Origin of the sequence: Streptomyces sp. NPDC005393, from assembly GCF_040606675.1 — a bacterium.
Taxonomy (GTDB): Bacteria; Actinomycetota; Actinomycetes; order Streptomycetales; family Streptomycetaceae; genus Streptomyces.
The window spans coordinates 92,952-119,667 of sequence record NZ_JBEXFG010000014.1 but is presented as its reverse complement, the minus strand read 5'-3'; the positions used below and the strand labels follow the sequence as shown (position 1 = coordinate 119,667).

Genomic DNA, 26,716 nt, shown 5'->3' with positions numbered 1-26,716 from the left:
CAAGGTGGCGCGTATCACGCTCGTGACGCCCGTGGTCAACGCGGCGCTGCGGCAGGTCCGGTTCGATGACGCCCCGCCGGACGCGACCGCCGCCCGCCGCGCCGGAGCCGCCGCGGGCGCGCTCCCCCGCCACGATGTGATCTTCACCGCACCCTCGGAGCGCTGCCGTGGCACCGCGTCGGCCCTGGGGCTCGACGCCGCCGTGGCGCCGGAGCTGCGCGACCTCGACGTGGGCCGCTGGCGGGGCCGTTCGCTGGACGACGTCGGGCGTCAGGCGCCGCAGGAGGTGGCGGACTGGCTGGCCGATCCGGCGGCGGCGCCGCACGGCGGCGAGTCGCTGCTGGAGCTGGTGGAACGGGTCGGGGCGTGGCTGGAGGCGTGGTCCGGGCGCGAGCGGCGGGTGCTCGCCGTCGCCGAGCCCGCCGTGGTCCGCGCCGCCCTCGTCCACGCCCTCGCCATCCCCGCGCGGACCTTCTGGCGCCTCGATGTCGCCCCGCTGACCGCGACCGAGCTCAGCGGCCGCTCGGGACGGTGGAATCTGCGCTGCGGTCGGCCGCTGGCCGCGTCGCGGTAAGGGGCCGGGGGCCGCCGCGAGCACACGCGCCCGCGACGGCCCCCAGGCGCCCCGCCCTCAGGACTCAGGACTCAGGACTCATGAGTCAGGACGCGGTGCCGTCCAGCACGGCCCGTACCTCCCTCGCGGCGGCCACCATGTGCTTGAGCGACGTACGGACCTCGGGCCAGCCGCGGGTCTTCAGCCCGCAGTCCGGGTTGACCCAGAGCCGCTCGGGCGGGATGGCCTCGAGCCCCCTGCGCAGCAGGGCGGCCGCCTCCTCGGCGCTCGGTACCCGGGGGGAGTGGATGTCGTAGACACCGGGGCCGACCTCGCGCGGATAGCCGGCCTCGGCCAGCTCCCCGGCCACCTGCATATGCGACCGCGCCGCCTCCAGGCTGATGACATCGGCGTCGAGGTCGTCGATGGCCTGGAGGATGTCGCCGAACTCGGCGTAGCACATATGGGTGTGGATCTGGGTGTCCGGGCGCACCCCCGCCGTGGTGAGCCGGAACGCCTCGGTGGCCCAGGCCAGATACCCGGGGCGGCCGGCGGCGCGCAGCGGCAGGGTTTCGCGCAGGGCGGGCTCGTCGACCTGGATGACCGAGGTCCCGGCCGCCTCCAGGTCGGCCACCTCGTCGCGCAGCGCCAGCGCGACCTGGCGGGCGGTCTCGGCGAGCGGCTGGTCGTCGCGGACGAAGGACCAGGCGAGCATGGTGACCGGGCCGGTGAGCATGCCCTTGACCGGACGGTCGGTGAGGGACTGGGCGTAGGCCGTCCAGCGCACCGTCATCGGCTCCGGGCGGGAGATGTCGCCGGCCAGGATCGGCGGGCGGACGTAGCGGGTGCCGTAGGACTGGACCCAGCCGTGCCGGGTGGCGAGATATCCGGTGAGCCGCTCGGCGAAGTACTGGACCATGTCGTTGCGTTCGGGCTCGCCGTGCACCAGGACATCGAGTCCGGCCTTCTCCTGGAAGGAGACCACCTCGCGGATCTCGGCTTCGATCCGCTCCTCGTAACCGGCGGTGCCGATCCGCCCGGCCCGCAGATCGGCGCGGGCGGTGCGCAGTTCGGCCGTCTGCGGGAAGGAGCCGATGGTGGTCGTCGGCAGCTGCGGCAGCCGCAGCCGGTCGCGCTGGGCGGCGACCCGCTCGGCGTACGGCCGTGAGCGGCGGGCGTCGGCCCCGGTGACGGCCTGGGCGCGGGCGCGTACGGCCGGGTCGCGGGTCAGCGCGGAGCCGGCCCGGGAGGCCAGATCGGCGCGGTTGGCGGCGAGTTGCGCGGCGATGGTGTCCGTACCGTCGCTCAGCCCGCGGGCGAGGGTGACGATCTCGGCCGTCTTCTGCCGGGCGAACGCCAGCCAGCGGGCGATCTGCGGATCCACCTCGCGCTCGACCGTCGCGTCCAGCGGGACATGCAGCAGGGAGCAGGACGCGGCCACATCCACCCGGCCCGCGAGACCGAGCAGGGTGCCGAGGGTGGACAGCGACGCCGACAGGTCGTTGATCCACACATTGCGGCCGTCCACGACGCCCGCGACCAGGCGCTTCCCCGGCAGCCCGCCGGCCGCGGCGAGATCGTCGAGGTTGGCCGAAGCAGGCCCGGTGAAGTCGAGCGCCAGCCCCTCGACCGGCGCCTTGGCCAGCACCGGCAGGGCCTCGCCGAGCCGGTCGAAGTACGAGGCGACCAGCAGCTTGGGCCGGTCGGTGAGGGCGCCCAGCTCACGGCAGGCGCGGGCGGCGGCGTTCAGCTCGGCCGCCGTGCGGTCCTGGACCAGCGCCGGCTCATCCAGCTGGACCCACTCGGCGCCGGCCGCCCGCAGATCGGCCAGCACCTCCGCGTACACCGGAATCAGCCGGTCCAGGAGGGTGAGCGGTACGAACGAGCCGTCCACTCCGGGTGCGGGCTTGGCGAGCAGCAGATAGGTGACCGGGCCGACCAGCACCGGGCGGGGGGTGTGGCCGAGCGCGACCGCCTCCCTCAACTCGGCCACCTGCTTTGCGGAGTCGGCGCGGAAGACGGTGTCGGGGCCGAGCTCGGGCACCAGATAGTGGTAGTTGGTGTCGAACCACTTGGTCATCTCCAGCGGCGCCACCTCCCGGGTGCCGCGCGCCATCGCGAAGTAGCCGTCCAGCGGATCGGCCTCGACGGCGGCGCGGTGGCGGTCGGGGACGGCGCCGACCATGACGCTGGTGTCCAGCACATGGTCGTACATCGAGAAGTCGCCGGTGGGCACCTCGTGCAGACCGGCGTCGGCCAGCTGCCGCCAGGTGGTACGGCGCAGGCCCGCCGCTGTCTCCCGGAGGGCCTCGGCGGTGACCCGGCCCTTCCAGTACCCCTCGACGGCCTTCTTCAGCTTCCGGTCCGGCCCCTGGCGGGGGTAGCCGTACACGGTGGCCCTGGCCGCCGCCGTCGCGTGCGTTGTCACGGAACTCTCCTTCGCGAGCACTCGTCATGAGCTCCCGGGGACCGGGCACAGGGCGCGAAGGGATGGCGCGGACCCCGGAAACACCGCATGGTGCCCGCCCGCGCCGCCGACCCGCCCTCGAGGTCACCGAGAGACCGCGCGCGTCCGACGCGCACGGGCAGTGGCAGGTCTTCGGACTCGCGGGCGCGCCTCGTGTCCCCACGAGGCATCTACTGGCCGTCGCTTCCCAGACCCGGCTGCCGGGCCCAGTGCGTATGACGGCGGTCGTTCCCGCTCACCGCTGCGGGGCAGTCCCGGATTCCCACCGGGTTCCCTCTTACGACGCGCCTGCCTGGCGGACAGGGCGAACCAGCTGCACGGCCCAGACTAGGCGCTCACCCCGGTCCCGGGAAACCGGTTCGGTGGCCGGGCGGTCCGTCGCGCTCATCGCGTTCGTCGTAACGAAACGATCTCTCCGATGGCGCGCCCCCATCGGATGGACTTCTGTGACGTGATGGCGTTACCCACGGCCAAGCCCCGCCCCGCCCTCGCGATCGTCTGCGCCGCCGCCGCGATGGCGACGCTCCGCGTGCCACGCACTGCCCGCGCGACGCCGGGTCCGCGCCCTTGAGCCGGGCGACCGCGAGATCGACAGTCTGCCCGTGCACAGCGACTACGACGGTCCGGGCCTCGACCGGATCTGCTTCCACCAGCGCGTCCCGCGCATTCCGTAGACGCCCGCCGCCCGCGGTGAGCGCGACGCCGGTTCCGCCCGTATGAGGGAGAGGGTCTTCACCGTCCGAGGCCCCGGGGCTGGATCGACGTAAGGAGGCAGGGTGGTGAAGCACATGCGGCGAGGTGGACGCCGACTCGTACGGTTCGCGGCCGTCGGGGCGTTGGTCTGCGGCGGCGTGATGGTCGCGCAGTCCGCACCGGGTGCATCGGGATCGGCTCACGGGGCGACCGGAGACGGCACGCACGTCCTGGGGGCGCGGAGCGACGATCTGGGCGGGCGTCTGGTGTCCCGGCTCGGCACCTCCCGTACGGCGGGCAACTGGATCGGCTCCGACGGGCGCCCGGTGGTCGCGGTGACCGACGCGGACGCGGCGGCCGAGGTCAGCCGGGCGGGGGCGAAGGCCAAGCGGGTGCGGTACAGCATGAATGAGCTGGACTCCGCCACCGAGACGCTGCGCTCGGCGCCCCGGGTGGCGGGCACCGCGTGGATGGTGGACCCCGCGTCCAACAAGGTGGTGGTGCTCGGCGACAGCACCGTCCCCGCCGCCCGCTGGTCACGGATGAAGGACCTCGGCGCGCGGGTGGGCAGCGAGGTGAGCATGGAGCGGACGACGGGCTCCTTCACCACCAGGACCGCCGGCGCCGCCCCGATCTTCACCAACGGCAGCCGCTGCTCCGCCGGTTTCAATGTCACCAACGGCCAGACCGGCTTCATCCTGACGGCGGGTCACTGCGGGCCCACCGGCACCCCCTGGTTCACCGACACCTCGGGATCCACGAACATCGGGACCACGGTCCAAAGCAGCTTCCCCGGCAATGACTTCTCGCTGGTGCGGTACGACAACCGCTCGCTCGACCAGAGCAGCGTCCTGGACGTCGGCAACGGTCAGGCGGTGCGGGTCACCGGGGTCGGCGACCCCGTCGTGGGCCAGGAGGTCTTCCGCAGCGGCAGCACCTCCGGGCTGCACTCCGGCAAGGTCACCGGACTGAACGCGACGGTCAACTACCCCGAGGGCAGTGTCGGCGGTCTGATCCAGACCACTGTGTGCGCCGAGCCGGGCGACAGCGGAGGCCCGCTCTTCTCCCAGGGCGTGGCGCTCGGCATCACCTCCGGCGGCAGCGGCGACTGCACCAGGGGCGGTGTGACCTTCTTCCAGCCGGTGACCAAGGCGCTGACGGCCCTCGGGGTGAGCATCCCGGGCACCATGGCCCAGGGCACCAGCCCGGCCGGCGCACCGGGCGCACCGGTCAACGGCGCGGCGGCGCCCGGGAGTTCGGAAGCCGTGGGCGGTCTGCCGACGGTCGACGACATCGTGGCGTACGGCCGGCGGTTCGGCCCCGGGCTGCTGGTCATCGCCGCGGGGTTCATCGGGATTCTCTCGACCTTCGCCATCCGTCCCAGCCGGCGCCGCCGGTACCGCGACTACTCCACCGGGTGGGGGTGAGCCGGCCCAGGCCGGATTGCGCGCCGATCCTTGAGCCCCGCCTCGCCCTCGCCCTCGCCGTCCGGCGCGCCGTGGCCGCCGATCCGGTGCGAGACCGGGGCGGTTGCGTACGGTCGGGCGTGCGTACCGCCAAGCGACAGGCGAGTGGAAGGACGGAGCAGTGCACATCGACCTCACCGGCAGGACCGCTGTCGTCACCGGATCCTCTCAGGGCATCGGCCACGCCATCGCCACCGGCCTGGCCGCGTCCGGCGCCGCCGTGATCCTGACCGGCCGTCACGCGGACCGCCTGGCCACGGCGGCGGACCGGCTGCGCGAGCGGGTGCCCGCGGCGGAGATCACCACGGTGGTCGGCGACCTGGCGGCGGAGGAGGGGGCGGCCGCGCTGTACGACGCGGTCCCCGCCACCGACATCCTCGTCAACAACCTCGGCATCTTCGGCGCACAGCCGCCCCTGGAGATCACCGACGCCCAGTGGCGTGCCTACTTCGACACCAATGTCCTCAGCGCCGTACGGCTGATCCGCCACTATCTGCCCGGCATGAGGGAACGCGGCTGGGGGCGGATCCAGAACATCGCCAGCGACTCCGCGATCGTCATCCCGGCCGAGATGATCCACTACGGCACGTCCAAGACCGCGCTGCTCGCCGTCTCCCGCGGCTTCGCCAAGGAGGCCGCAGGGACCGGCGTCACGGTCAATTCCGTGATCGCGGGCCCGACCCACACCGGGGGAGTGGAGGACTTCGTGCGCGATCTCGTCGGCACCGACCTGCCGTGGGAGGAGGCCCAGCGCGAGTTCATGCGACGGCACCGTCCGCAGTCCCTGCTGCAACGGCTCATCGAGCCCGAGGAGATCGCCCACATGGTCGTCTACCTCAGTTCACCACAGGCATCGGCGACCACCGGAGGCGCGCTCAGGGTGGACGGCGGATACGTGGACGCGATCGTGCCCTGACGCCGGGCCATCCCCTGCTCGCCGGCTCAGGGCGCCGGGGGCGGTGGCGCAGGCAGCGCGCACACCGCGATGCCGCGTTCCAGCAGGCTGCCCATGACCAGATGGCGGCCGAGCTCGCAGACGCTCGTGGCCATCCGGTAGAACCTGCAAAGAGCCCCGCGGCCGGCTTCCCCTGCCGCTACGGCCGGAACTCGTTCGCCGCGCAGATCTCGACGTTCATGTTCCGCTCCATCATCTGCAGCGCGGCGTCGGCCAGGTCACGGCGGATATGCGCGACCGCGTCAGGCGGCACGACCGCCGTCAGATGGCGGATATGGGCGTCGAGGGCGGAGACCTCGACGCCCGTCTCACGGGCCCGGGTCACCGGATGGCGCATCGCGGGCAGCGCCTCGCGGACGGAGGGGATCAGCAGCTCCGCGTCCTTGTGCTCGTATGGGTTGATCATGTCGATGACGATGAGTGCGGTGTCGTGCATGCCGCTTGCATTCCCCGGAGCCAGCCGTACTGTCGCCGCCCGAGGGCCGGACGGGCGAACATGACGCCAGTCAGCGTCCCAGCGGAGTGCGGTCGAGATGGCGGAGCAGGTCCGCCGGATCGCGGTAGACCTCCTCGGCGCCGGCGTCCTTCAGCTCTTCGCGGGCGATGCCGCCGGACAGCAGCGCGATACAGCGCACCCCGGCCTTCTCGCATGCCTTGACGTCCCAGATGGTGTCACCGACGAAGACCTCGCTCTCGGGCGGGCCGCCCGCGCGCTCCAGGGCCCGGATGACCAGATCCGGGGCGGGCTTGCCCTCCTTGACGTCGTCCGAGCTGAGCGCGGCGCCGATGGCCTCGTCGGCGCCGATGGCGGCGCGCATGACGGCCAGTTCGCCCTTGCTCGCGGAGCTGGCCAGCACCACGTACCAGCCGCGGTCGGCCACCGCGCGCAGCAGATCCCCGGCGCCTTCGAGGGCGGGCAGCCGGGTGAAGTACTGCGCGTACAGGGTTTTGTGCGCGGAGCTGAGCCGGTCGTCCTGGGACCGGTCCCGGTTCTCGCCCAGCAGACGGCCGAGGAGCTTGTCGGAGCTCATGCCGATGGAGTAATGGATCTCCCGCATGCACACCGTGTGCCCTGCCTGCCGGAACGCCTCCCACCAGGTGACGGTGTGCAGATAGTTGGTGTCCATGAGCGTGCCGTCCACATCGAACAGCGCGGCCCGGCGGCCACCGGTATCCCTGTCTCCGCTGTATTCGCTGCTCATCGTGTCCTCCCGGGGGATCCGGACGACGAGGTGGCCCCCGCCGTGGCGGGGGCCACCTCGTCGGATGGGGTGCTGTCCGGCACTCAGTAGGTGTGATGGTGCCGGTGGTGATGATCGGGATCCTCGACCACAGGGGGCGCCACGGTGGGCTCGATCACCCGCCGACGCTTGTAGACACTGACGTACGCCGACGTGCCGATGATGCCGACTGCCATGAGGATCAGGCCGACCAAGTGCACGTTGAGTCCATTGGCGTTCCAGTCCGTCGCGAAGGTGAGAATGCCTCCCACCGCGATCATGAGGATACAACCACCCAAGCCCATGAGTATTTGCCTCCGTACACAAGTTGGCTGTTCCCGGCCTGTATGATGCCGAGTACCCGCACTCACGTACGTCAATCTCACGAGCTGCCGCCCGCCGCCTCGGCGGCCACCGTCTCACCGAGCGCCCGGCGGTCCGCGCGGGCCTTCTCGCGGTCCCTGGTCGAGGCGTCGGTGACATCGAGAAAGGTCTGGTCGGCCTCCGGCCATGTCCTCGCCATCGTCTTCTTGACGCGTACGAGGACCTCCTCGACCTCCTCGCTGTCGAGACCGGGGACGAGATCGATCCGCGCCGCGACCAGCGCCGAGTCGTTGCCCATACGCATCGTCAGCAGCGAGGTCACGGTGTCGATCTCCGGCTGCTCCTCGAGGAACCGCCGGAGCTCCAGGCGCTGGGCCGGGTCGATCGCCTCGCCGATGAGCCTGCCGCGCGACTCCTTGGCCAGCCGGTAGGCCACATAGACGAGCAGCGCACCGATCAGGAACGATGCCGTCGACTCATAGACCACATCGCCGGTGACCATGTGAAGCCACATGCCGAGGAGGGCGAACACCACACCGAGGCAGGCGGTGGAGTCCTCGGCCAGTACGGTCCGCAGTGCGGGGTCGTCGCCCCTGCGGAGCTCGGCCAACATGCCGCGGTCCGCCTCCCGGGCGTGGCCGCGGACCTGGATCAGCGCCCGGACCAGCGAGGAGCCCTCGGCGATGAGCGCCACGCCCAGGACCGCGAGGCCGATGACATAACCACTGTGCTCCTCCGAGCTGCCCGAGCGCAGCGCCTGGGCGCCCTCGAAGAAGGAGAAACAGCCGCCCATGACGAAGATGCCGACGGCGGCGAGCAGCGACCAGAAGTAGCGCTCCTTGCCGTAGCCGAAGGGGTGCCGGGCGTCGGAGGAGCGCTTGCTGCGTTTGAGGGAGGCGAGCAGAAACACCTCGTTGAGGCTGTCCGCGACGGAGTGAGCGGCCTCGGAGAGCAGCGCCGGGGAGCCGGTGAAGGCCCCGCCGACCGCCTTGGCCAGCGCGATCACGAGATTGGCGCCGAGCGCGACGAAGACGGTGACCGCGGTCTTGGCGTCCTTGCCCCGCGGCCGGTCCGACGGCGTGTCCCCAGGGTCCCGGGTGTCCTGGGTGTCCTGGGTGTCCCGAGGGTCTGGGGTGTGCGGCTGATCGAGGGGTCGCGTTGCGGATTCGCTCATCGGGGGAAACTCCATGCCTCGTCCTCGCGGCCCTCCCCGCCGGGAGCGGCCGGACGGGCCCTTCTCCCTCCGACTGTCCCGCTACCGGGACGTTAATCGTCACACGTCCGCCGGTGAGGCGCCCCGTGGACGGGTGAGGCCCACGGGGCGCGTCCGGTCGTGCGGGGCCCGGATCAGCCGGTGGGGCCGCCGCCGCCGGGGGCGGCGGGGACCTTCGGAAGCGCGGTGAAGACGTCGAGCCCCATTGCCGCGGCGATCAGCAGCCCGATCACCCCGAGCGCCACGGCTCCCCAGGCCACCGCCGTGACCCACGGCGCCGTGGCCGACGCGAGCCGCTGCCGCAGCAGCACCGCACCCGCGATCACTACGGCGGCCAGGGCGAACAGCCCGTTGAAAAGGGCAGTGGTGTGCCAAGGAGCGCCGTACACGGCGGAGATCTGGTCGGTGGCGGACCCGGACTGGGCCTTGATCTGCCCGGTCAGCTGCGCGCGCTCCTGCAGCATGGTGCCCAGCCAGGTGCCGGTGAGCGACGCGAGCCCGAGGCCCGCGCCGACGACCGAGGCGGCACCCGACAGGACTCCGGGTGAGGCCGCCCGGGGAGTGGTGGCGGGGGCGTCGAGGCCGTCCCCGGCGGGGGCCTCGTCAAACGGTTCCTGACGGTCCGGTGCAGCGCTCGGGACACCCTCCGCCGTTGCTTCTTCGGCTTCTGCGGGCTGCGCTGCGGGGGCGGTCGATTGATCGGTCTTGGTGTCCATTGCCGCAACCGTAGGTACCCAAGATGAGAGTCGGCTGAGAAAGCGATGTCTACGGGGCACGGGTGGGGTCTTCGTCCTTCTGCCGGAGGCGCCGACCGGGTGGGTGTCGGCCGGTCCGCATACGCTGGCCGGAGGTCTCACCGCTGGCCTGAACCTTTCGCTGCACCGGTACGACAGGAGCACACGGTGGCCTTCTCGACCCCTGAAGGCGCCGCCCCCGACGACGGGCTGCGGCAGCGCCTTCGCGCGTGGCTGCTGGAGGGGCTGACCGATTTGGCCAAGCGCCAGCCCGGTCCGCACGCCGAGCCCGAAGACGCCCACCGGGGCCAGCCGTGGTGGCGGGTCATGTGTCTCACCGGCCTCGACTACTTCTCCACCCTGGGCTATCAGCCGGGCATCGCCGCCCTCGCGGCCGGACTGCTGTCCCCGCTGGCGACCGTCGTCCTGGTGGTGGTGACCCTGGTCGGCGCGCTGCCGGTGTACCGGCGGGTGGCCGAGGAGAGCCCGCACGGCCAGGGCTCCATCGCGATGCTGGAGCGGCTGCTGACCTTCTGGAAGGGCAAGCTGTTCGTCCTCACCCTGCTCGGCTTCGCCGCCACCGACTTCCTCATCACCATCACCCTGTCCGCCGCCGACGCCACCGCCCACCTGGTGGAGAACCCGCACCTCACCGACGTCCTGCACGGCCATGAGGTGGCCGTCACGCTGATCCTCGTCGGAATGCTCGGCGCGGTGTTCCTGAAGGGATTCACCGAGGCCATCGGGCTCGCGGTGGCGCTGGTCGCCGTCTATCTGCTGCTCAACGCCGTCGTGGTGGCGGTGGGGCTGTGGCATATTTTCAGCGCGCCGCATGTGGTTCCCGACTGGTCCCACGCCCTGACCGCACAACGCGGCAGCCCCCTGGTCATGGTGGGGGTGGCCCTGGTGATCTTCCCGAAGCTGGCCCTCGGCCTGTCCGGATTCGAGACGGGCGTGGCCGTCATGCCGCATATCGAGGGCAAGCCCGGCGACACCGAGGAGCGCCCCATCGGCCGTATCCAGGGCGCCAAAAAGCTGCTGACCACCGCTGCGGTGATCATGAGTGTCTTCCTCATCACCTCCAGCTTCATCACGACCCTGCTCATCCCGCAGCACGAGTTCAAGGCGGGCGGCCAGGCCAATGGGCGCGCCCTGGCGTATCTCGCCCATGAGTATCTGGGGTCCGCCTTCGGCACCGTCTACGACGCCTCCACCATCACCATCCTCTGGTTCGCCGGCGCCTCGGCCATGGCCGGACTGCTCAACCTCATGCCGCGCTATCTCCCGCGCTACGGCATGGCACCGCACTGGGCGCGTGCCGTCCGCCCCATGGTGCTGGTCTTCATCCTCATCGCCTTTCTGGTGACCTGGCTCTTCAGGGCGGATGTGGATGCTCAGGGCGGCGCGTACGCCACCGGTGTCCTCGTACTGATCACCTCCGCCGCCATCGCCGTCACCATCGCCGCGCGGCGCGCCCGGCAGCGCGGCTGGACCACCGCCTTCGGGGCCATCTCGGTGGTGTTTCTGTACACGACGGCGGTGAATGTCATCGAGCGGCCCGACGGTGTCAAGATCGGTGCCTGTTTCATTACCGGGATCATGGCCGTATCGCTGCTGTCCCGGGTCGCCCGCGCGTTTGAGCTGCGGGTCACCAGCGTGACCTTCGACCCCATGGCCGAGCGGTTCGTCCGCGACATCGCCCACCGCAGAATCCGCTTCATCGCGAACAAACCCGAAGCCCGCGACCTGGCCGAATACCGGGAGAAGCTGCACCAGATCCGGGAAGACAACGACATCCCGGCCGACGAGGACATGATTTTCGTCGAGGTCACCGTCGCCGACCCGTCCGAGTTCGAGAGCGAGCTGCAGGTGCACGGAGAGGTGGCGCACGGCCGCTACCGGGTGCTCACCCTTCAGCACGCCACCGTCGCCAACGCGCTCGCCGCCCTGCTCCTGCAGGTACGGGACCTGACCGGCCAGCGGCCGCACATCTACTTCGAGTGGACCGAGGGCAATCCGCTCGCCCACTTCCTGCGCTTCTTCCTCTTCGGCCAGGGAGAGGTCGCACCCGTCACCCGCGAGGTGCTCCGCGAGGCCGAACCCGAACGCAACCGCCGCCCCCATGTCCACGTCGGCTGAATCCCAGGAGTCGCCAACGCGCCCCGGCTGTCTAGCGTGGCAGGTATGGGACGGCAGCCCGACGGCGACCGCCACTGGCACGCGGACGCCCGGTGCGCCGCGTACTGCGCGCTGGCGTTCGCCGTGTCGACGACCCTGCTCGACTGGGGCTCGGACGGGCTCACCCCGCTGCGCGCCGATCTCTGGGCGGCGCTGGGTGCCGTGGTGTTCATCGTGCTGCGCCCGCCCCGCGTCACCGCGGGCGACGGCTGGCTCGCCGTACGGGGCCTGCTGCACGAGCGCCGGGTGCGTACCGACGCCCTGGTCGCGGTGTGCCAGTACGGCTCCGTCACCATGCGCCTCGTCCTGCGCGACGCGTACGGCGGCTGCGTGGAGCTCGACCCCGATGTGCTGGTCGCCAATCCGCTGCTGTGGCACCGGCTCGACGCGGGCGCCCGCCGCTCCCGCGAACGCGGCACCCTGCGGCAGGGGGCGACCGTACTGCGGCAGCTGGGCGAGCGCATCGACGGCGGCACGGCCCGCGCCGTGCTCAAGGCGTCCGGCCTGGAGTGATGCCTCCCGGACCTGCCGCGTCAGGTCGCTGACGGTTCGGCCACCGGCTCCGGGTCCGCCGCGGGCAGGCTGTCCATGAACGAGCTGACGGAGAACACGGCCCGCCCCGGCCCGGGCGGACCGTACCCGGGAGGCGAGCTCAGACCGAAGACCGACTTGCCGTTCGACAGCGGGTGGCGGTAGTAGTCCGGCATCGGCGGCAGGCCCACATCCGTGATCCGCGCACCGTCCGGATACAGCCCCAGCGCGCCGTCCTCCCCGGCCCGCACCACATACGGCGACTCCGGATTGACGCGCACCGACACCACGGTGCGGCGCAGCTCGTACGGCCCGCCGGTCAGCACGATCTCCTCGGGCGGCCGGTTCAGGGCGGCCGCGCCCAGCTCCGGCAGGGTGCGGTGGTCGAAGGAGAAGATGAAGTACGACTTCGGCTTGACGTCGCCGTCCTCGTTGCCGCTGAGCGCGGACTCGTCGAACGCCATGCCCCCGCGCAGCAGATCCTCCTTGAGGACGGCTTCCCGGGGCACCTGGGGGAAGCCGTCCCATCAGCTCCTCGACCAGCGCGGTACGTTTCCGGCTCTCCATCTGCTGCACCATCCCTGGCTCCGTACGGATGCGGTGGTTCCACACAGTTCGTCCGTCCGCAACACCACAGATCAGTGCGTTGGTTCGCCGCCAAGGCGGCCGGTGGTGCAGGTCGTGGCCCCGCGCCGCGCGGCGCCGTGGACCGGGTGCGACTACGGTGGGAAGGGCCATGCCTGTCAACCGGCTCGGCCTGGTGGTCCACCAGGCCCGCCCCACCGCCGTCGCGGCGGCGCACACGGCCAGAGCGTGGGCGGCCGCCCACGGCATACCCTGCGTCGAGATCGACGTCTGGCGCGGCGACCAGCCGCGGCGCAGCGCACAGGAGGAGTCCGAGGCCGCCGGACGCCCCGACCTGGTCGTCACCTTCGGCGGGGACGGCACCTTTCTGCGCGGCGCGCGGATCGCCGCCAGGAGTGGGGCCGCGGCTCTGGGGGTGAATGTGGGGCGGGTCGGCTTTCTCACCGAGATCACCGCCGATGAGGTGGAATACGCGCTGAACGCCGTGCACGGGAATCGCACCACGGTCGAGGAGCGCATGATGCTCACGCTGCGGGCGTCGCGGCCGCTGGAGCTGCCCGAGGGCATGGAGGCGCTGCTGCGTTATGGACGGGGTCCCGCCCTGCCCCCGCCGAGGGTTCGTCCGGGCAGTCCCGAGGAGGTCGGCTGGGGCGTCGCGCTGGATGTCGTCGCCGTCAACGACGTGGTCTTCGAGAAGCTCGCCCGCGACCGCCAGGCCAGGCTGGCCGTGTATGTGGCGGGGCAACTGCTCGCCTCCTATGCGGCCGACGCGATCATCGTGGCCACCCCCACCGGCTCCACCGCCTACAGCTTCTCCGCCGGCGGGCCCGTCGTCTCCCCTCATATGGACGCGCTGATCTTCACCCCGGTCGCGCCGCACATCGCCTTCGACCGCAGCGTGGTGGCGGCGGTGGACGAGGCCGTCGCCGTACGGGTGCTGCCGACCTCGGGCCGGGTGGCCGTCAGCATCGACGGACAGCTGCGCGGGGTGCTGGAGCCGGGCGACTGGGCGGCGGCCTACCGGGCGCCGGACCGGCTGCGGCTGGTGCGGCTGGCGCCGACGGAGTTCTACCGGCGGCTGCGCGAGCGCTTCGGGCTGGCCGACTCGCCCGCCGCGGACCCGGCCCCGCCGTTCTACCGCCCGCGCTCCCCGGTCCCCCCGGACCTGGCCCATCTGCGGATGCCGCCGCCGACCGACGCATGACCGGGGTGGCCCGGTGGCCATCACGGCTGAAGATGCGGTCCCCTCACCCCGATGCCACGCTGATGGATGTGACAGCTCATACGTATCACAGCGATCTCACGCTGCGTGTCAACGGTGCTGACCGGTCCCTCACGCTCGACAACCGGGTGACGCTGCTGGACGCCCTGCGTGAGCACCTGGCGCTGACCGGGTCCAAGAAGGGGTGCGATCACGGGCAGTGCGGAGCCTGCACGGTCCTGATCGACGGCGAGCGGGTCAACAGCTGCCTGGTGTTCGCCGTGGCGGCCGCGGACCGTGACATCACCACCATCGAGGGGGTCGCGGGGCTCGCGGCTCCCGAGGAACTCCATCCGCTGCAGCGAGCGTTCCTGGAACACGACGGCCTCCAGTGCGGCTACTGCACACCGGGCCAGATCTGCTCGGCGATCGGCGCGCTCGCCGAGGCCGGGCGCGGCTGGCCCAGCCATGTCACCGAGGACGTGGCCGCCGGTGTCCCCTCCCCACAGGCACTGGACGCCGAGGAGATCCGTGAGCGCATGAGCGGCAACCTGTGCCGCTGCGCGGCCTATACGGGCATCGTGGACGCGATCCGGGAGACCGCCGCAGCGAACGGCGGCGGGTCCGCGGCCCGCACCACGGCCCGGGGAGGTGTGCGATGAAGCCCTTCGCCTACGAACGCGCCACCGCCCCCGAGGCCGCCGCCACGCTGGTGGCGGACTCGACCGAGGCGGTGTATCTGGCCGGCGGCACCAACCTCGTGGACCTGATGAAGCTCGGGGTGACCGAACCCGCCACGGTCGTCGACATCACCCGGCTCCCGTATGACGGCATCGAGCACCGCGCCGACGGCGGTGTGCTGATCGGCGCGCTGGTGTCCAACAGCGAGCTCTCCGGCGACCGCGGCATCCGTGAACGTTTCCCGGCACTCGCCGAATCGGTGCTGGCCGGGGCCTCGGGACAGCTGCGGGCCCAGGCGACGACCGGCGGCAATCTGCTCCAGCGGACCCGCTGTGTCTACTTCCAGGACGTGACCAAGCCGTGCAACAAACGGCAGCCGGGAACGGGCTGTTCGGCCATCAGGGGCAGCCATCGCGACCTCGGCGTCATCGGCACCTCCGACGCGTGTGTGGCCACCCACCCGTCCGACATGGCGGTGGCGATGATCGCGCTCGACGCCGTGGTCCATCTGCGCCGCGTGGACGGCAGCCCGCGCCCGGTGCCGCTGGCCGACTTCTATCTGCTGCCCGGCGACACCCCCGACCGCGAGACGGTGCTGCAGCCCGGCGACCTGATCACCGGCGTCGAGCTGCCACCGCCCCCCGAGGGCGCCGTCATGCGCTACCGCAAGGTCCGCGACCGCTGGTCCTTCGCGTTCGCGTTGGTGTCGGTCGCCGCCGTGGCCGCCACGGCGGCCGATGGCACCCTGCGCGAGATCCGGCTCGCGCTCGGCGGAGTGGCCCCGCGGCCCTGGCGGGCGTCGAAGGCCGAGCGGCTGCTGACCGGGGAGCGGCCGACCGAGGAGGCGCTGAGGGCAGCGGCGCGCGAGGAGTTCGCGTCGGCGCGCCCGCTGCCGCAGAACGCTTTCAAGGTCGGCCTCGCCGCTGATCTCATCACCGCCGTCGTACGCGACCTCGTCGGAGGGGAGGGGCGATGACCACGCTCCAGCGGACCGTGGGCGTGGAGGTGACCCGGGTCGAGGGGCGCGACAAGGTCACCGGAGCCGCGCTCTACGCCTACGAATACCCGGTGCCGGACGCCCTTTACGCCTGGGCGGTGCAGTCCACCATCGCACGTGGCCGGGTGCGCTCGGTCGACGGCGGTGCCGCGCTCGCCCTGCCGGGCGTCCTCGCCGTACTGGACACCGGCAATGTGCAACGGCTGCACCCGACCGACGATCCCGAACTCTTCGTGCTCCAGTCCGCCGATGTGGCCTACCGCGGGCAGATCGTGGCCGCCGTGGTCGCGGACACCTACGAGACGGCGTGCCAGGCCGCGGCGGCGGTGCGCGTCGAGTACGACGTGGACGACCACGACGTCGAGTTGAGGGACGGCGATCCGCGCATCTTCGTGCCCGACACGGTCAATGCCGGCTACCCCGGACAGACGGAGACCGGCGACGTGGACTCCGCCCTGGCCGCAGCTCCGGTCGTCGTCGATGTCACGTACACCACGCCCCCGGAGCACACCAGCCCGATGGAGCCGCACGCCACCGTCGCGGTCTGGGACGGCGACTCCCTCACCCTCTACAACGGCGACCAGGGCCCCTGGATGACGGCCACCACGCTGGCCGGGCTGTTCGGCCTCCCCGAGGGGAGCGTACGGGTCGTGGCGGACCACGTCGGCGGCGGCTTCGGCTCCAAGGCGATTCCCCGCCCGCCCACGGTGCTCGCCGCGCTGGCCGCCCGCGCCGTGGGACGCCCGGTGAAGGTGGCGGCGACCCGGCAGCAGATGTTCACCATGGTCTCGTACCGGACACCCACCGTGCAGCGCGTCCGGCTCGGCGCCGAGCGCGACGGCCGCCTCACCGCGATCTCGCACAACGCACTCCAGCAGAGCTCCACGCTCACGAAGTACTGCGAGCAGACCGTCACCCCCACACGCGTCATGTATGCCGCGCCCCACCGCCGTACCACCCACCGCCTGGCGCAGCTGGATGTACCGACCCCCTCGTGGATGCGGGCCCCCGGCGAGGCACCGGGGATGTTCGCGCTGGAGAGCGCGATGGACGAGCTGGCCTGCGCACTGGAGATGGACCCCGTCGAGCTCAGGGTGGTCAACGAGCCCTCCGTCGAACCCGAGTCCGGACACCCCTTCAGCAGCCGCAACCTGGTGGCGTGTCTGCGCGAGGGCGCCGCCCGCTTCGGCTGGGCGGGGCGCGACCCCGCCCCGGGCCGCCGCCGGGAGGGGCAGTGGTTGGTGGGCACCGGAGTGGCGGCGGGCAACTACCCCGCCATCACCTGGCCTGCCACCGCGAGCGCCCGGGCCGAGCCCGACGGCAGCTTCGTCGTACGGATCGCCGCGGCCGACATCGGCACCGGAGCCCGCACCGCGCTGACCCAGGTGGCGGCGGACGAACTCGGGGTGTGGCTCGACCGGGTCACCCTCGACGTGGGCCGCAGCGCCTACGGTTCGGCCCCGTTTGCCGGCGGCTCGATGGGCACCAGCTCCTGGGGGTGGGCGGTGAGCAAGGCGTGCCGGGTGCTGGCCAAGAAAGTCGACGAGATGACCGGTGCGATCCCGCCCTGCGGAATCGAGGCCGTGGCGGACACCACCGAGGACGTCGAGGCGCGGAAACAGCTCTCGCGCCATGCCTACGGCGCCCAGTTCGCGGAGGTGCGAGTGAACGCCGACACCGGTCAGGTGCGGGTCGACCGGCTGCTGGGGATGTTCGCCGCCGGACGCATCGTCAACCCCCGGACAGCACGGTCGCAACTGCGCGGCGGGATGTGCATGGGCCTGTCGATGGCGCTGCACGAAAATCTTGAACTCGACCCCGGATTCGGTGACTTCGCCAACCATGACCTCGCTACGTACCATGTGGCGGCGAACGCGGATATCCGGGATGTCGAGGCGCACTGGATGGAGGAGGAGGACGACGAGCTCAACCCGATGGGTACCAAGGGCGTCGGGGAGCTGGGTATCGTCGGCACGGCGGCGGCGATCGCCAACGCGGTGCATCACGCGACGGGTGTGCGCGTACGCGACCTGCCGATCACGCTGGAGCGGGTACGCGAGGGGCTGGCCACCCGCTGACAGCCGCCCGGCCCTGGGCCGCTTCCGGGTCCACTGGCCCCCGGGTGTCCCGCGGTGACGGCGCGGGACACCCGGGTCGCGGGGGTCGTCAGCCGTTGTCGGCTGCGCCCGCGCCGTTGTCGGCCGCGCCTGCGCTGTTGTCGGCTGCGCCCGCGCTGTTGTCGGCCGCGCCTGCGCTGTTGTCGGCTGCGCCCGCGCTGTTGTCGGCCGCGCCTGCGCTGTTGTCGGCCGCGCCCGCGCCGTTGTCGGCCGCGCCGCCGCCGATCTGGGCGCCGACCGCCGCCAGTGCCGTCGTCACCGGCTGGAAGAAGGTCTCGCCACCGGCGGTGCAGTCTCCGCTGCCACCGGAGGTCAGCCCGATCGCGCTGCCGTCCTGCGTGAACAGGGACCCGCCGCTGTCGCCGGGCTCCGCGCAGACATCGGTCTGGATGAGCCCGCTGACCGTGCCCTCGGGGTAGTTGACGGTGGCGTCGAGGCCGGTGACCGTGCCGTCGTGCAACCCGGTGGTGCTGCCCATGCGCTCCACCTGCTGGCCCACCGTGGCCTCGGCGGCCTGGGTGATGTTCACGGTCTTACCGCCGCCCGTGTTGACCGTGCTCGGGGCGTTGGTGTTGGCGTCGTCGTAGGTGAGCAGCGAGAAGTCGCCGTTGCCGGGGAAGGTGGCCTTCTGGACGGTGGCGACCGGCGCGCCGTTCTGCGAGTCCGACCACTCCTTGGCGGCGACCCCACAGTGGCCGGCGGTGATGAAGCCGGGGGCGCCGCTGTCGGTGGTGACGTTGAAGCCGAGGGAGCAGCGTGCGCCGCCGCCGAAGATGGCGTCGCCGCCCGCGGCGAACGTCTTGAACTCGCCCGCGGACCGCTTGACGGTGGCCATGCCCGCGCCGAGCGACTTCACGGTCGACTGCACGGTGTCCCACTTCGCGCCGGTGACGGTGGAGTCCGCGGTGACCCGCAGTTCATTGGTCTTGGGGTCGACGGACCACGCGGTGCCCGGGATCGTGGCCTTCGTCTTCAGCGTCTTGGCCGCGGTCTTGAGGTCGGCGGTGCTGTTCTTGACGCTTCTTGCCACCGCCCCGGCCTTCTTGACCTCGACGTTCACATTGTTGCTGTCGCCGACGACATTGACGATGACCTGCTGCTTGTCCTTGTCGTAGTAGGCCCCGCCAAAGGCTTCGCCCAGCTTCGACGCGAGCTCCGAGGCGATGTCCGCCGCCGCCGCGGCGTTGACCTTCTTGGGCTGGGCGTCCGCCTTGTCGTCCTGCGAGGCGTTGGCGTTGGGCAGCAGTATCGCGGCCGCCGCGACCGCGGCGGCCCCGGCCCCCGCGAACACGATCTTTCGCTTCGGTACGCGCTTATGGCTCAACTCATGACCTCCTGCTGGGGGGTTACGGATTGTTCGTCCGCAAGGGAAGAGGCTCGACCCGGCTGTTGATACGGGCGGGGCACGCGTTGTGTTCAGATTGATTTAGGAGATCTTTATGCGGCGATCCGCTCCGCCGTCCTGGCCGGCCCTTCACCCTTGACGTCTCGTAGGGCGGGGAGCACAGTAACCGCGCAACTGCGGCTTGAGAGCGCTCTCACAGCCTTTGTGCACCGCTCCCCCCCAAGGAGGCTCCCATGAGGAGAAAGCGGAGATCATCCGGCAGACGCGGCCCCGTCCGACGAGCCGTCATCGCCGCGCTCGGCGCGCTGAGCCTGGCCACGGCCGCCGCCGGGGCCGTCGTCCAGCCGGCGAGCGCCTCGGCGCCGCCGGTCCCGTCGGGCTGGTCCCAGGTCTTCCTGGACGACTTCACCGGGCCCGCGGGGTCCGGGGTGAACACCCAGAACTGGCAGTACACGACCGGCACGAGCTATCCGGGCGGGCCCGCCAACTTCGGCACCGGCGAGGTCGAGACGATGACCGCCGACCCCTCCAACGTCGCGCTCGACGGCGCCGGGAATCTGCGGATCACACCCCGGCGCGATGGCTCCGGGCAGTGGACCTCGGGCCGCATCGAGACCAAGCGCTCCGACTTCCAGCCGTCCGCGGGCGGAGAGCTGCGCGTCGAGGCGCGCCTCCGGATGCCCGACGTCACCGGCGACGCCGCCAAGGGCTACTGGCCCGCGTTCTGGATGCTGGGCGCCCCCTACCGCGGCAACTGGTGGAACTGGCCGGGCATCGGCGAGCTGGACATCATGGAGAACGTCCAGGGCCTCAACAACACCTGGGCCACCCTGCACTGCGGCACCAGCCCCGGGGGCCCGTGCAACGAGACGTCCGGCATCGGCGGCCAGCGCGCCTGCTCCGGCACCACCTGCCAGGGTGGTTTCCACACCTACGCCGTGGAATGGGACCGGTCCACCAGCCTCGAGGAGATGCGCTTCTCGCTGGACGGCGTCACCTTCCACACCGTGAAGCAGAATCAGGTCGACGCCACCACCTGGGCCAACGCGACCAACCACGGCTACTTCATCATCCTCAACGTCGCCATGGGCGGTCAGTTCCCCGCGGCCTTCGGCGGCGGCCCCGACGCAGGCACCGTTCCCGGCCATCCGCTCGTCGTCGACTATGTCTCGGTGCTCCAGGCGGCCGGCGACGGGGGCACGACCCCGCCCGGCCCCGGCGGCCGTGACGCGTACGGCACCATCCAGGCCGAGTCCTACGACCAGCAGACGGGCCTTGCCACCGAGGCCACCATGGACACGGGAGGCGGCCAGAACGTCGGCGCCGTGGAGAACGGCGACTGGGCGCTCTACCAGGGCGTCTCCTTCGGCTCCACCCCGGCCACGCAGTTCCGGGGCCGTGTCGCCGGCGGCGCCGCCGACGGCGTCAGCGGGCTGGTCGAGGTACGGCTCGACAGCCGCACCAGCGCTCCCATCGGCAGCTTCTCGGTCGCCAACACCGGTGGCTGGCAGAGCTGGAGGACGATACCGGCGAACATCAGCGGCGTCACCGGCACCCATGACGTCTATCTGACCTTCACCAGTGGCCAACCTGCCGCGTTCGTGAACGTCAACTGGTTCACGTTCGACCATTGACCGTGAACGGACGTTAGCATCGGCCGGGCAGCAGCGTCGAAGGGAGCGACGGCCGATGGACCCAGTTCACAGCACGGTGGGGGAGCGGTCGAAGGGCACCTCCGGGGCCGGGCGAGGGCCGGTGGGTGTCTCCCTGTTCACCCTCGGCGGCACGATCGCCATGGCCGGGCGGTCCGGTGACGGCTCCGGCGGCGTGGTGGCGCGGCTGACCGGCGCCGAGCTCACCGCGGCGGTTCCTGGGCTCGACGGCCTCGGGGTGCCGCTCGATGTGCGCGACACCCACGCCGTCCCCAGCGCTCATCTGACGTTCCCTCAGGTGATCGATGTGGTCGACGCCGCCTCCCGTGCGGTGGCCGACGGCGCCGTCGGTGTCGTTGTGACACAGGGGACCGACACCCTGGAGGAGACGGCGTTCCTCGTCGACCTCCTGTGGTCGCACAAGGCCCCGTTCGTGCTCACGGGCGCGATGCGCAATCCCACGCTCGCGGGCGCGGACGGCCCGGCCAATCTGCTCGCCGCCGCGCGCGTCGCGGCCTCGCCCCCTGCGCACGGGCTCGGGGCGCTGGTGGTCTTCAACGACGAGATCCACGCGGCGCGTTGGGTCCGCAAGACCCATGCCACCAGCACGGCCACCTTCGCCTCCCCGAACACCGGCCCGATCGGCCATGTCATCGAGGGGCGGGTGCGTGTCCTGGCGCGGCCGCCCCGCCGCGAGCCATGGCCGGCCCGGCCCGGGGCGGCGCGGCTGGACGCGACCCGGGTGGCGCTGTACACCGTCACGCTCGACGACGACGGCGTACTGCTCGACGGCCTCGCCGAGGCCCATCAGGGCCTGGTCGTCGCCGGGTTCGGCGTCGGCCATGTGCCGGGCGAGCTCGCGCCGGTGCTCGGCGCCCTCGCCGAACGCATCCCGGTGGCGCTCACCTCACGTACCGGCAGCGGATCGGTGCTGCGGAACACCTACGGCGCGGCCGGATCGGAGGCCGATCTGCGGCGCCGCGGGCTGATCGACGGCGGGCTGCTCGATCCGTACAAGGCAAGGGTGCTGCTCCGGCTGCTGCTGGCAACCGGCGCCGGCCGCGAGGACATCGCCGCCGCCTTCGCCGAGCACGGCTGAGGGGCGCCCGGGCCGCCGAGATCGGCAGCCCGGTGGGGCCCGCGATGGTCCTTCCCGGGGCCGGTGGTGCATTGGCGGTGGTGTGCGGGGTACTGGAGGCCATGTGCCCTGTTCACCGAGGAAAGGAGCGGCATCGTGAGCGACGACCGGCGACGCGAAGAATCAGGCGAACACGATCGCGCCATCCCGAGGGATCTGCCCGACCAGCAGGCGCGGGGCGGGCCCGACCCCCTGGATGTGGAGGATGCCGGCGAGGCGCCGGACCACGCGGACGACGTCCCCGATCTGGACGAGTCCGGGACGGGACGGCAGGGGAGGCCGCAGACGGGAAGCGTGCACCCCGAGCAGCCCGTCCCGGATGAGCCCTCGGGGTGAGCCCGCGCGTACTGGTCAGGTGGCGGCGGGGCGGGCCCGGACGTGCATCCGCTCGCCCTGCGCCCCGAAGAGGCTGAGGAATTCCACGGGCCGGTCCCCGGCGTTGGCGAAGCCGTGCGGGGTGCGGGTGTCGAATTCGGCGGCCTCACCCGCGGTGAGGACGAGATCGTGCTCGCCCAGCGCCAGCCGCAGCCGCCCGGACAGCACATAGAGCCACTCATAGCCCTCGTGCACGCGCTGCTCGGGCCGGGCGCACTCGGCCGACTGCCGGGCCGGGATGATCTGCTTGTAGGCGTGCAGACCGCCCAGGTAGCGGGTCAGCGGCACGAAGGTCTGGCCGTGCCGGGTAAAGGGCCGCGGATGGATCCGGGGATCCCCGGGGGCGGGTGCGCCGACCAGCTCGTCCAGCTGCACCCCGTACGCCTTCGCCAGCGGCAGCAGGAGCTCCAGCGCCGGCTTGCGCTGCCCCGACTCCAGCCGCGACAGCGTGCTCAGTGAGATCCCGGTCACCTCGCTGAGCTGCGCCAGTGTGGTGCCACGGGTGTGGCGCAGGGTCCGCAGCCGTGGCCCTACGGCGGTCAGCACATCCGTGAGGTCGTCGTCAGCCATACCCCCATTTGCCGCCTCGGCAACGAAGTTTGTCAAGCGCCGACGGGTGCGCGCACCCTCCTCGCAGAAACGGAGGTAGTGCGCGTGAGTGCATACGAAGGACAGACGGTGGCCCGGGGCCGGGACGGTGAGCGACGCTACGGGGTCGTGGTGGTCGGAGCCGGCGCCGCTGGGCTGAGCGGGGCGCTGACCCTGGGGCGGGCCCGGCGTTCGGTGCTGGTGATCGACGACCAGGAGATGGCCGGCCATGTGATCGGTCGCGCCGTCCCCGCCGACGCGACCGGCGCGACCGCCGTCCCCGGTGTGTGGGTGGCGGGGAATGTCATCACCCCCGTCGAGCAGGTGGTCAGCGCCGCCGCCGCGGGTGTCCGCGCCGCGGCGGCCATCAACGCCGATCTGATCGCCGAGGAGACCCGCCGGGCCATCGCGGCCCGCCGCGCCCCGTTCTCCCCGCAGAGCGAGCGCGAGGTGTGCGAACGCGTCCTCGGCGACCGCCGCCATGGGCTGTGACACCCGGACCGACCCGCGGAACGCCGACCCGAGTCCGCCGCTGAGGGCTCACTTCCCGGTGTGCCGGAACGCCCACGCCATGCGCGGCTCGACCACACAGCGCAGCACACGCCGTACGGGGTCGGTGCACAGCAGGGTGATCATGGCCACCGCGGCGGCGGTGACGGTCAGCTCGCCGAGCGGGGTGTGCAGCCACGGATGGTCGTACCAGCCCCAGAAGCGGGACGACTTGATGATGAAGCCGTGCAGCAGATAGCCGTACATCGTCCCCGCGCCGAGCGTGGTGAACCAGGTCCGGCGCCCCGGCACCCAGGCCAGGAAGCAGGCCGTCAGCACGAGCGCCAGAGCGAAGAGAGCGGGGGTGGTGAGAAGACCGGCCCAGCGGGGCACATCCAGGTCCGCGACGCTCTTGCGGTGGTAGAACCACTCCGCGTTGAACCACGGCGCCACCACGTACGCCGCGCACAGCGCGCCGACCCCGACCGGCAGGGCGATCCGCCGCGCCCGCCGGGTGCGCAGCCGGGCGAAGTGGTCCGGCCGCAGGGTGAGCCCGAGGACGAAGAAGGGAAGGAACGCCAGCACCCGCTGCAGGGCGAGATCGCCGCCGGTGTCCGGCGAGAGGGAGCCGAGCGCGGAGACGGCCAGCGCGACCGGCACCGGATGGCGCAGGGAGAGCCACAGGGGCGTGGTGATCCGCCACACGAACAGCGCGACCAGGAACCACATCACATACCAGGGGTCGAGCAGGCTGATGGGATAGCCCGGGTCGTCCTGGGCCCAGCGGTAGAAGAGGGTGTACGCGACCTCGAAGACGATGTACGGCACGACGACCCCGGTGAGCAACCGTTTCAGCCGTCCGGGCCCCGTATCGAAACTCCGCGAGAAATAGCCCGATATGAGAGCGAAGGCGGGCATGTGAAACGCGTAGACCGTGAGATAGATCGCGGTGGCGGCCCGGCTGCCGTACGTGAGCGGCTCCCCTGCGTGGCCACAGGCCACCAGCACGATGGTGAGGTACTTCGCATTGTCGAAGTACGCGTCGCGGGTGCGGCCTGCCGACGCGGCGTCGCCCCGCGGCCGCGGGGCGGCCGGGGGCGTGGTCACACGGGTACGGGTGTCCTGCTGCACTGAGTCTCCCGGGCACCTTCGAACGAGCCGACAACGAATCCTGGTCGCCTGCCCGGCTCGGCCCGTCCCATGCGGCGGCCCGGGACTTCGAGGCTCAGAACACGTCCAGACTCAAGGGCCAGTACGCGCGCCACGGCGCCCGGGTTCACCGCGCGGGCCCCCGATGCGGCCATCAGGACTGCGGGAGCCGGCTCAGCGCGGTCAGCTCGTCTTCGGCGGAGGCGAACAGCAGGGCGACGGCCAGGGCGCCGGGGTCGGGGACGCCACGCGCATGGTCGCCGGTGTAGCTGGCGCGGCCGCGCCGGGCGCGCAGTCCGGTGGTGGAGCGGGCGCCCCGGTAGGCGGCGACCGCGGCCAGGTGGAGCGCGTGTGCGGGGTCGGTGGCCGGGTCGCACGCGGCGAGCGCGTGCGCGGCGGGGACGAGGGCGTCGACCATCGTCTTGTCGCCGACCTCGGCCTCGCCGACCCGTTGGATCGCGGCCGCCCCGGCGGCGGTGCCGGTGGCCAGCGCGGCGGTCCCGGGCGGGGTGGGGGCGGCCATGCGCAGCGCGTCGGCGAGCTCCTGGAAGAGCAGGCCGAACAGGGGACCGCTGGTGCCGCCGACGTCGTCGAGGAAGACCCGCGCGGCGGCGGCGAGCGGCGCATCGGGGCCGCCCTGGCCGTTCCGGGCGTTCTTGGCGTCCGTGCGTTCGGCCGCGAGGGCGTCGAGCGCGCGGCGGACGCCGTCCATTCCGGTGGTGAGGTTGGCGCCGAAATCCCCGTCGCCCGCCTGCTGGTCGAGCGAGGTGAGCTCGGGTTCGACGGAGCGCACGGTGGCGGCGAAGCGGGTCAGCCAGTCCATGACGGCGGCGTGAGTGAGGGCGTACGGGCCGGGGTGGTCGGACATGGGTGCGGGAGCTCCTTGGGGTGATCGCGGGGTCACAGGGGCCAGGCCGGGGTACGGGCGGGGGCGTCCCACAGCCGTAGCGCCTCGTCGTCGGTGGCGAGCAGGGACAGCGAGAAGCCACGCATATCGAGGGCGCTGACGAAGGTTCCGGTCAGGGACCGGTCGAGGGTGACGCCCCGGTCGTCCAGGGCCTTGGCGAGGGCGTGCCGGATGCCGTACAGCTCCAGCGAGGTGATCGCGCCAAGCCCGTTGACCAGGGCGAGCACCCGTGGCTCGACGGTGTCGGGGAGGGCGGCGAGCAACTGGTCCGTCATGGTCTCGACGAGCTTGCCGAGCGGTGCGTGCGGGGTGGTCGACTCGGCGCGCTCGCCGTGGATGCCGACCCCGAACTCCAGCACATTGTCCGGAAGGGTGAAGGCCGGGGCGCCGGAGGCGGGCGCGGTATGAGCGGCGGAGGCGACGGCGAGGCTGCGAGCCCGGCGGGTCAGACCGGTGCCGAGGGCGACCAGCTCGTCCAGACCGCGCCCCTCGTCGGCGGCGGCGCCGAGGATCTTCTCGACCATCAGGGTGGCGCCGGTGCCGCGCCGGCCGACCGCGATGTCGTCGGAGTCGGTGGCGAGGTCGTCGTCGATCAGGACGCGGGCGCAGCGGATGCCCTCGTGGGCGAGGCGTTCGGCGGCGATGCCGAAGTTGATGCGATCGCCCGTGTAGTTCTTGACGATGTGCAGGACGCCGTCGGACCCGGCGACGGCACGGCTGGCCTCGAAGATCTGCCGGTTGTGGGGCGAGGCGAAGATCCGGCCGGGGCATGCGGCGTCCAGCATCCCCGCGCCGAGAAAGCCGGAGTGCAGCGGCTCATGGCCGCAGCCGCCTCCCGAGACCAGCCCGACGCGGCGGGTCGGCGCGGTGTGACGGGCGCGGAGATAGCCATGGTCCGGATGGTGCTCGACGAGGCCGGCGTGGGCGGCGGCGAAGCCGGCGAGCGCGTCGGGAACGAGAGACTCGGGCGAGTCGCGGAAGTACTGGGGCATGAGCTCGGCTCCCTGGGCGAGTGTGGTGGACGGGGTGGACTCGGTGGTCATGCGCCGGTCTCGGCGGTGCGAAGGCTCAGGGACCGATGGTCGCCGCGCGGCGGCGGCAGGGTGCACAGGCTGGACAGCAGCGCGACCCCAACGGCCTACCGGCATACGCCGGTCG

The 26,716-nt window shown here is 71.9% G+C and carries 24 protein-coding genes, 1 pseudogene and 1 riboswitch; of the genes and pseudogenes, 13 read left to right on the top strand and 12 right to left on the bottom strand.

The window, feature by feature from the left end:
- The first annotated feature begins 4 nt into the window (after positions 1 to 4).
- Positions 5 to 574 carry a histidine phosphatase family protein gene (locus tag ABZS71_RS15145; protein WP_356210207.1) on the top strand — a complete coding sequence of 190 codons (570 nt, stop codon included), beginning with the start codon at positions 5 to 7 and terminating at the stop codon, positions 572 to 574.
- Between the two features lie 85 nt (positions 575 to 659).
- On the opposite strand, the gene metE is transcribed toward ABZS71_RS15145, so the two are convergent.
- Positions 660 to 2,981, bottom strand: coding sequence for a 5-methyltetrahydropteroyltriglutamate--homocysteine S-methyltransferase (gene metE / locus ABZS71_RS15140; protein ID WP_356210203.1), 2,322 nt, complete (start codon positions 2,979 to 2,981; stop codon positions 660 to 662).
- Between the two features lie 161 nt (positions 2,982 to 3,142).
- Positions 3,143 to 3,332: riboswitch (cobalamin riboswitch) on the bottom strand.
- Between the two features lie 467 nt (positions 3,333 to 3,799).
- On the opposite strand from metE, the gene ABZS71_RS15135 reads away from it, so the two are divergent.
- Positions 3,800 to 5,140: a S1 family peptidase gene (locus tag ABZS71_RS15135; RefSeq protein WP_356210267.1), complete on the top strand. Its 1,341-nt coding sequence runs from the start codon at positions 3,800 to 3,802 to the stop codon at positions 5,138 to 5,140.
- Between the two features lie 160 nt (positions 5,141 to 5,300).
- Positions 5,301 to 6,095 carry an SDR family oxidoreductase gene (locus ABZS71_RS15130; RefSeq protein WP_356210200.1) on the top strand — a complete coding sequence of 265 codons (795 nt, stop codon included), beginning with the start codon at positions 5,301 to 5,303 and terminating at the stop codon, positions 6,093 to 6,095.
- 178 nt (positions 6,096 to 6,273) lie between these two features.
- On the opposite strand, the gene ABZS71_RS15125 is transcribed toward ABZS71_RS15130, so the two are convergent.
- From ABZS71_RS15125 to ABZS71_RS15105, 5 genes are all read right to left on the bottom strand, one after another.
- Positions 6,274 to 6,570 carry a hypothetical protein gene (locus tag ABZS71_RS15125; protein ID WP_356210197.1) on the bottom strand — a complete coding sequence of 99 codons (297 nt, stop codon included), beginning with the start codon at positions 6,568 to 6,570 and terminating at the stop codon, positions 6,274 to 6,276.
- Between the two features lie 70 nt (positions 6,571 to 6,640).
- Positions 6,641 to 7,336: an HAD family hydrolase gene (locus ABZS71_RS15120; protein ID WP_356210194.1), complete on the bottom strand. Its 696-nt coding sequence runs from the start codon at positions 7,334 to 7,336 to the stop codon at positions 6,641 to 6,643.
- Between the two features lie 83 nt (positions 7,337 to 7,419).
- Complete coding sequence (locus tag ABZS71_RS15115; protein ID WP_356210192.1) at positions 7,420 to 7,659, bottom strand: hypothetical protein; 240 nt, start codon at positions 7,657 to 7,659, stop codon at positions 7,420 to 7,422.
- A 77-nt stretch (positions 7,660 to 7,736) separates the two neighbouring features.
- The gene (locus tag ABZS71_RS15110) at positions 7,737 to 8,852 is read right to left on the bottom strand and encodes a cation diffusion facilitator family transporter (protein WP_356210190.1); all 1,116 of its coding nucleotides are present in this window, start codon (positions 8,850 to 8,852) and stop codon (positions 7,737 to 7,739) included.
- 173 nt (positions 8,853 to 9,025) lie between these two features.
- The gene (locus ABZS71_RS15105) at positions 9,026 to 9,607 is read right to left on the bottom strand and encodes a hypothetical protein (RefSeq protein ID WP_355852073.1); all 582 of its coding nucleotides are present in this window, start codon (positions 9,605 to 9,607) and stop codon (positions 9,026 to 9,028) included.
- Between the two features lie 186 nt (positions 9,608 to 9,793).
- On the opposite strand from ABZS71_RS15105, the gene ABZS71_RS15100 reads away from it, so the two are divergent.
- Both ABZS71_RS15100 and ABZS71_RS15095 read left to right on the top strand, forming a co-directional pair.
- On the top strand, positions 9,794 to 11,764 hold the full coding sequence (locus ABZS71_RS15100) for an amino acid transporter (RefSeq protein ID WP_356210187.1): 1,971 nt from the start codon (positions 9,794 to 9,796) through the stop codon (positions 11,762 to 11,764).
- A gap of 45 nt (positions 11,765 to 11,809) precedes the next feature.
- Entirely contained in the window at positions 11,810 to 12,316 is a 507-nt protein-coding gene (locus ABZS71_RS15095) for a hypothetical protein (RefSeq protein ID WP_356210184.1), read from the top strand.
- A gap of 137 nt (positions 12,317 to 12,453) precedes the next feature.
- Here the strand turns inward: ABZS71_RS15095 and ABZS71_RS15090 are convergent.
- Positions 12,454 to 12,901 (bottom strand): annotated as a pseudogene (locus ABZS71_RS15090) (radical SAM protein); the annotation flags it as partial.
- A gap of 169 nt (positions 12,902 to 13,070) precedes the next feature.
- On the opposite strand from ABZS71_RS15090, the gene ABZS71_RS15085 reads away from it, so the two are divergent.
- The 4 genes from ABZS71_RS15085 to ABZS71_RS15070 all read left to right on the top strand — a co-directional run bounded on the left by ABZS71_RS15085 (position 13,071) and on the right by ABZS71_RS15070 (position 17,876).
- Complete coding sequence (locus ABZS71_RS15085; RefSeq protein ID WP_356210181.1) at positions 13,071 to 14,123, top strand: NAD(+)/NADH kinase; 1,053 nt, start codon at positions 13,071 to 13,073, stop codon at positions 14,121 to 14,123.
- Positions 14,124 to 14,185: 62 nt separating this feature from the next.
- Complete coding sequence (locus tag ABZS71_RS15080; protein ID WP_356210178.1) at positions 14,186 to 14,782, top strand: 2Fe-2S iron-sulfur cluster-binding protein; 597 nt, start codon at positions 14,186 to 14,188, stop codon at positions 14,780 to 14,782.
- A complete protein-coding gene (locus tag ABZS71_RS15075) occupies positions 14,779 to 15,777 on the top strand; it encodes a xanthine dehydrogenase family protein subunit M (RefSeq protein ID WP_356210175.1) in 999 nt (332 codons plus the stop codon). The genes ABZS71_RS15080 and ABZS71_RS15075 overlap by 4 nt, the downstream gene beginning before the upstream one ends.
- Positions 15,774 to 17,876, top strand: a complete 2,103-nt coding sequence (locus ABZS71_RS15070) for a xanthine dehydrogenase family protein molybdopterin-binding subunit (RefSeq protein WP_356210173.1) — start codon at positions 15,774 to 15,776, stop codon at positions 17,874 to 17,876. The genes ABZS71_RS15075 and ABZS71_RS15070 overlap by 4 nt, the downstream gene beginning before the upstream one ends.
- Positions 17,877 to 17,964: 88 nt before the next feature.
- Here ABZS71_RS15070 and ABZS71_RS15065 read toward each other — a convergent pair whose 3' ends face one another.
- The gene (locus ABZS71_RS15065) at positions 17,965 to 19,239 is read right to left on the bottom strand and encodes a S1 family peptidase (protein ID WP_356210171.1); all 1,275 of its coding nucleotides are present in this window, start codon (positions 19,237 to 19,239) and stop codon (positions 17,965 to 17,967) included.
- A gap of 254 nt (positions 19,240 to 19,493) precedes the next feature.
- Between ABZS71_RS15065 and ABZS71_RS15060 the strand changes: the two genes are divergently transcribed.
- The 3 genes from ABZS71_RS15060 to ABZS71_RS15050 all read left to right on the top strand — a co-directional run bounded on the left by ABZS71_RS15060 (position 19,494) and on the right by ABZS71_RS15050 (position 22,386).
- The gene (locus tag ABZS71_RS15060) at positions 19,494 to 20,894 is read left to right on the top strand and encodes a glycoside hydrolase family 16 protein (protein WP_356210168.1); all 1,401 of its coding nucleotides are present in this window, start codon (positions 19,494 to 19,496) and stop codon (positions 20,892 to 20,894) included.
- 121 nt (positions 20,895 to 21,015) lie between these two features.
- Complete coding sequence (locus ABZS71_RS15055; protein ID WP_356210265.1) at positions 21,016 to 22,011, top strand: asparaginase; 996 nt, start codon at positions 21,016 to 21,018, stop codon at positions 22,009 to 22,011.
- A 135-nt stretch (positions 22,012 to 22,146) separates the two neighbouring features.
- Positions 22,147 to 22,386, top strand: coding sequence for a hypothetical protein (locus ABZS71_RS15050; protein WP_356210165.1), 240 nt, complete (start codon positions 22,147 to 22,149; stop codon positions 22,384 to 22,386).
- A 15-nt stretch (positions 22,387 to 22,401) separates the two neighbouring features.
- Here the strand turns inward: ABZS71_RS15050 and ABZS71_RS15045 are convergent, their stop codons facing one another.
- Complete coding sequence (locus tag ABZS71_RS15045; RefSeq protein WP_356210163.1) at positions 22,402 to 22,995, bottom strand: cupin domain-containing protein; 594 nt, start codon at positions 22,993 to 22,995, stop codon at positions 22,402 to 22,404.
- Between ABZS71_RS15045 and ABZS71_RS15040 the strand changes: the two genes are divergently transcribed.
- Positions 22,930 to 23,505: an NAD(P)/FAD-dependent oxidoreductase gene (locus tag ABZS71_RS15040; RefSeq protein ID WP_356210160.1), complete on the top strand. Its 576-nt coding sequence runs from the start codon at positions 22,930 to 22,932 to the stop codon at positions 23,503 to 23,505. The genes ABZS71_RS15045 and ABZS71_RS15040 overlap by 66 nt on opposite strands.
- Positions 23,506 to 23,553: 48 nt before the next feature.
- Here the strand turns inward: ABZS71_RS15040 and ABZS71_RS15035 are convergent, their stop codons facing one another.
- The 3 genes from ABZS71_RS15035 to ABZS71_RS15025 form a co-directional block, all read right to left on the bottom strand.
- Positions 23,554 to 24,609, bottom strand: a complete 1,056-nt coding sequence (locus tag ABZS71_RS15035; protein ID WP_356210263.1) for an acyltransferase family protein — start codon at positions 24,607 to 24,609, stop codon at positions 23,554 to 23,556.
- A 196-nt stretch (positions 24,610 to 24,805) separates the two neighbouring features.
- Positions 24,806 to 25,519, bottom strand: coding sequence for a DAK2 domain-containing protein (locus tag ABZS71_RS15030; protein WP_355852105.1), 714 nt, complete (start codon positions 25,517 to 25,519; stop codon positions 24,806 to 24,808).
- 32 nt (positions 25,520 to 25,551) lie between these two features.
- Positions 25,552 to 26,550, bottom strand: a complete 999-nt coding sequence (locus ABZS71_RS15025; protein ID WP_356210260.1) for a dihydroxyacetone kinase subunit DhaK — start codon at positions 26,548 to 26,550, stop codon at positions 25,552 to 25,554.
- Positions 26,551 to 26,716: the final 166 nt, after the last annotated feature.

Coding starts and splice junctions, on each gene's coding strand:
- ABZS71_RS15070 (WP_356210173.1), top strand. CDS start 15,774: ATGACCACGCTCCAGCGGACCGTGGGCGTGGAGGTGACCCGGGTCGAG.
- ABZS71_RS15115 (WP_356210192.1), bottom strand. CDS start 7,659: ATGGGCTTGGGTGGTTGTATCCTCATGATCGCGGTGGGAGGCATTCTC.
- ABZS71_RS15095 (WP_356210184.1), top strand. CDS start 11,810: ATGGGACGGCAGCCCGACGGCGACCGCCACTGGCACGCGGACGCCCGG.
- ABZS71_RS15125 (WP_356210197.1), bottom strand. CDS start 6,570: ATGCACGACACCGCACTCATCGTCATCGACATGATCAACCCATACGAG.
- ABZS71_RS15045 (WP_356210163.1), bottom strand. CDS start 22,995: ATGGCTGACGACGACCTCACGGATGTGCTGACCGCCGTAGGGCCACGG.
- ABZS71_RS15025 (WP_356210260.1), bottom strand. CDS start 26,550: ATGCCCCAGTACTTCCGCGACTCGCCCGAGTCTCTCGTTCCCGACGCG.
- ABZS71_RS15080 (WP_356210178.1), top strand. CDS start 14,186: ATGGATGTGACAGCTCATACGTATCACAGCGATCTCACGCTGCGTGTC.
- ABZS71_RS15075 (WP_356210175.1), top strand. CDS start 14,779: ATGAAGCCCTTCGCCTACGAACGCGCCACCGCCCCCGAGGCCGCCGCC.
- ABZS71_RS15110 (WP_356210190.1), bottom strand. CDS start 8,852: ATGAGCGAATCCGCAACGCGACCCCTCGATCAGCCGCACACCCCAGAC.
- ABZS71_RS15105 (WP_355852073.1), bottom strand. CDS start 9,607: ATGGACACCAAGACCGATCAATCGACCGCCCCCGCAGCGCAGCCCGCA.
- ABZS71_RS15030 (WP_355852105.1), bottom strand. CDS start 25,519: ATGTCCGACCACCCCGGCCCGTACGCCCTCACTCACGCCGCCGTCATG.
- ABZS71_RS15085 (WP_356210181.1), top strand. CDS start 13,071: ATGCCTGTCAACCGGCTCGGCCTGGTGGTCCACCAGGCCCGCCCCACC.
- ABZS71_RS15120 (WP_356210194.1), bottom strand. CDS start 7,336: ATGAGCAGCGAATACAGCGGAGACAGGGATACCGGTGGCCGCCGGGCC.
- ABZS71_RS15060 (WP_356210168.1), top strand. CDS start 19,494: ATGAGGAGAAAGCGGAGATCATCCGGCAGACGCGGCCCCGTCCGACGA.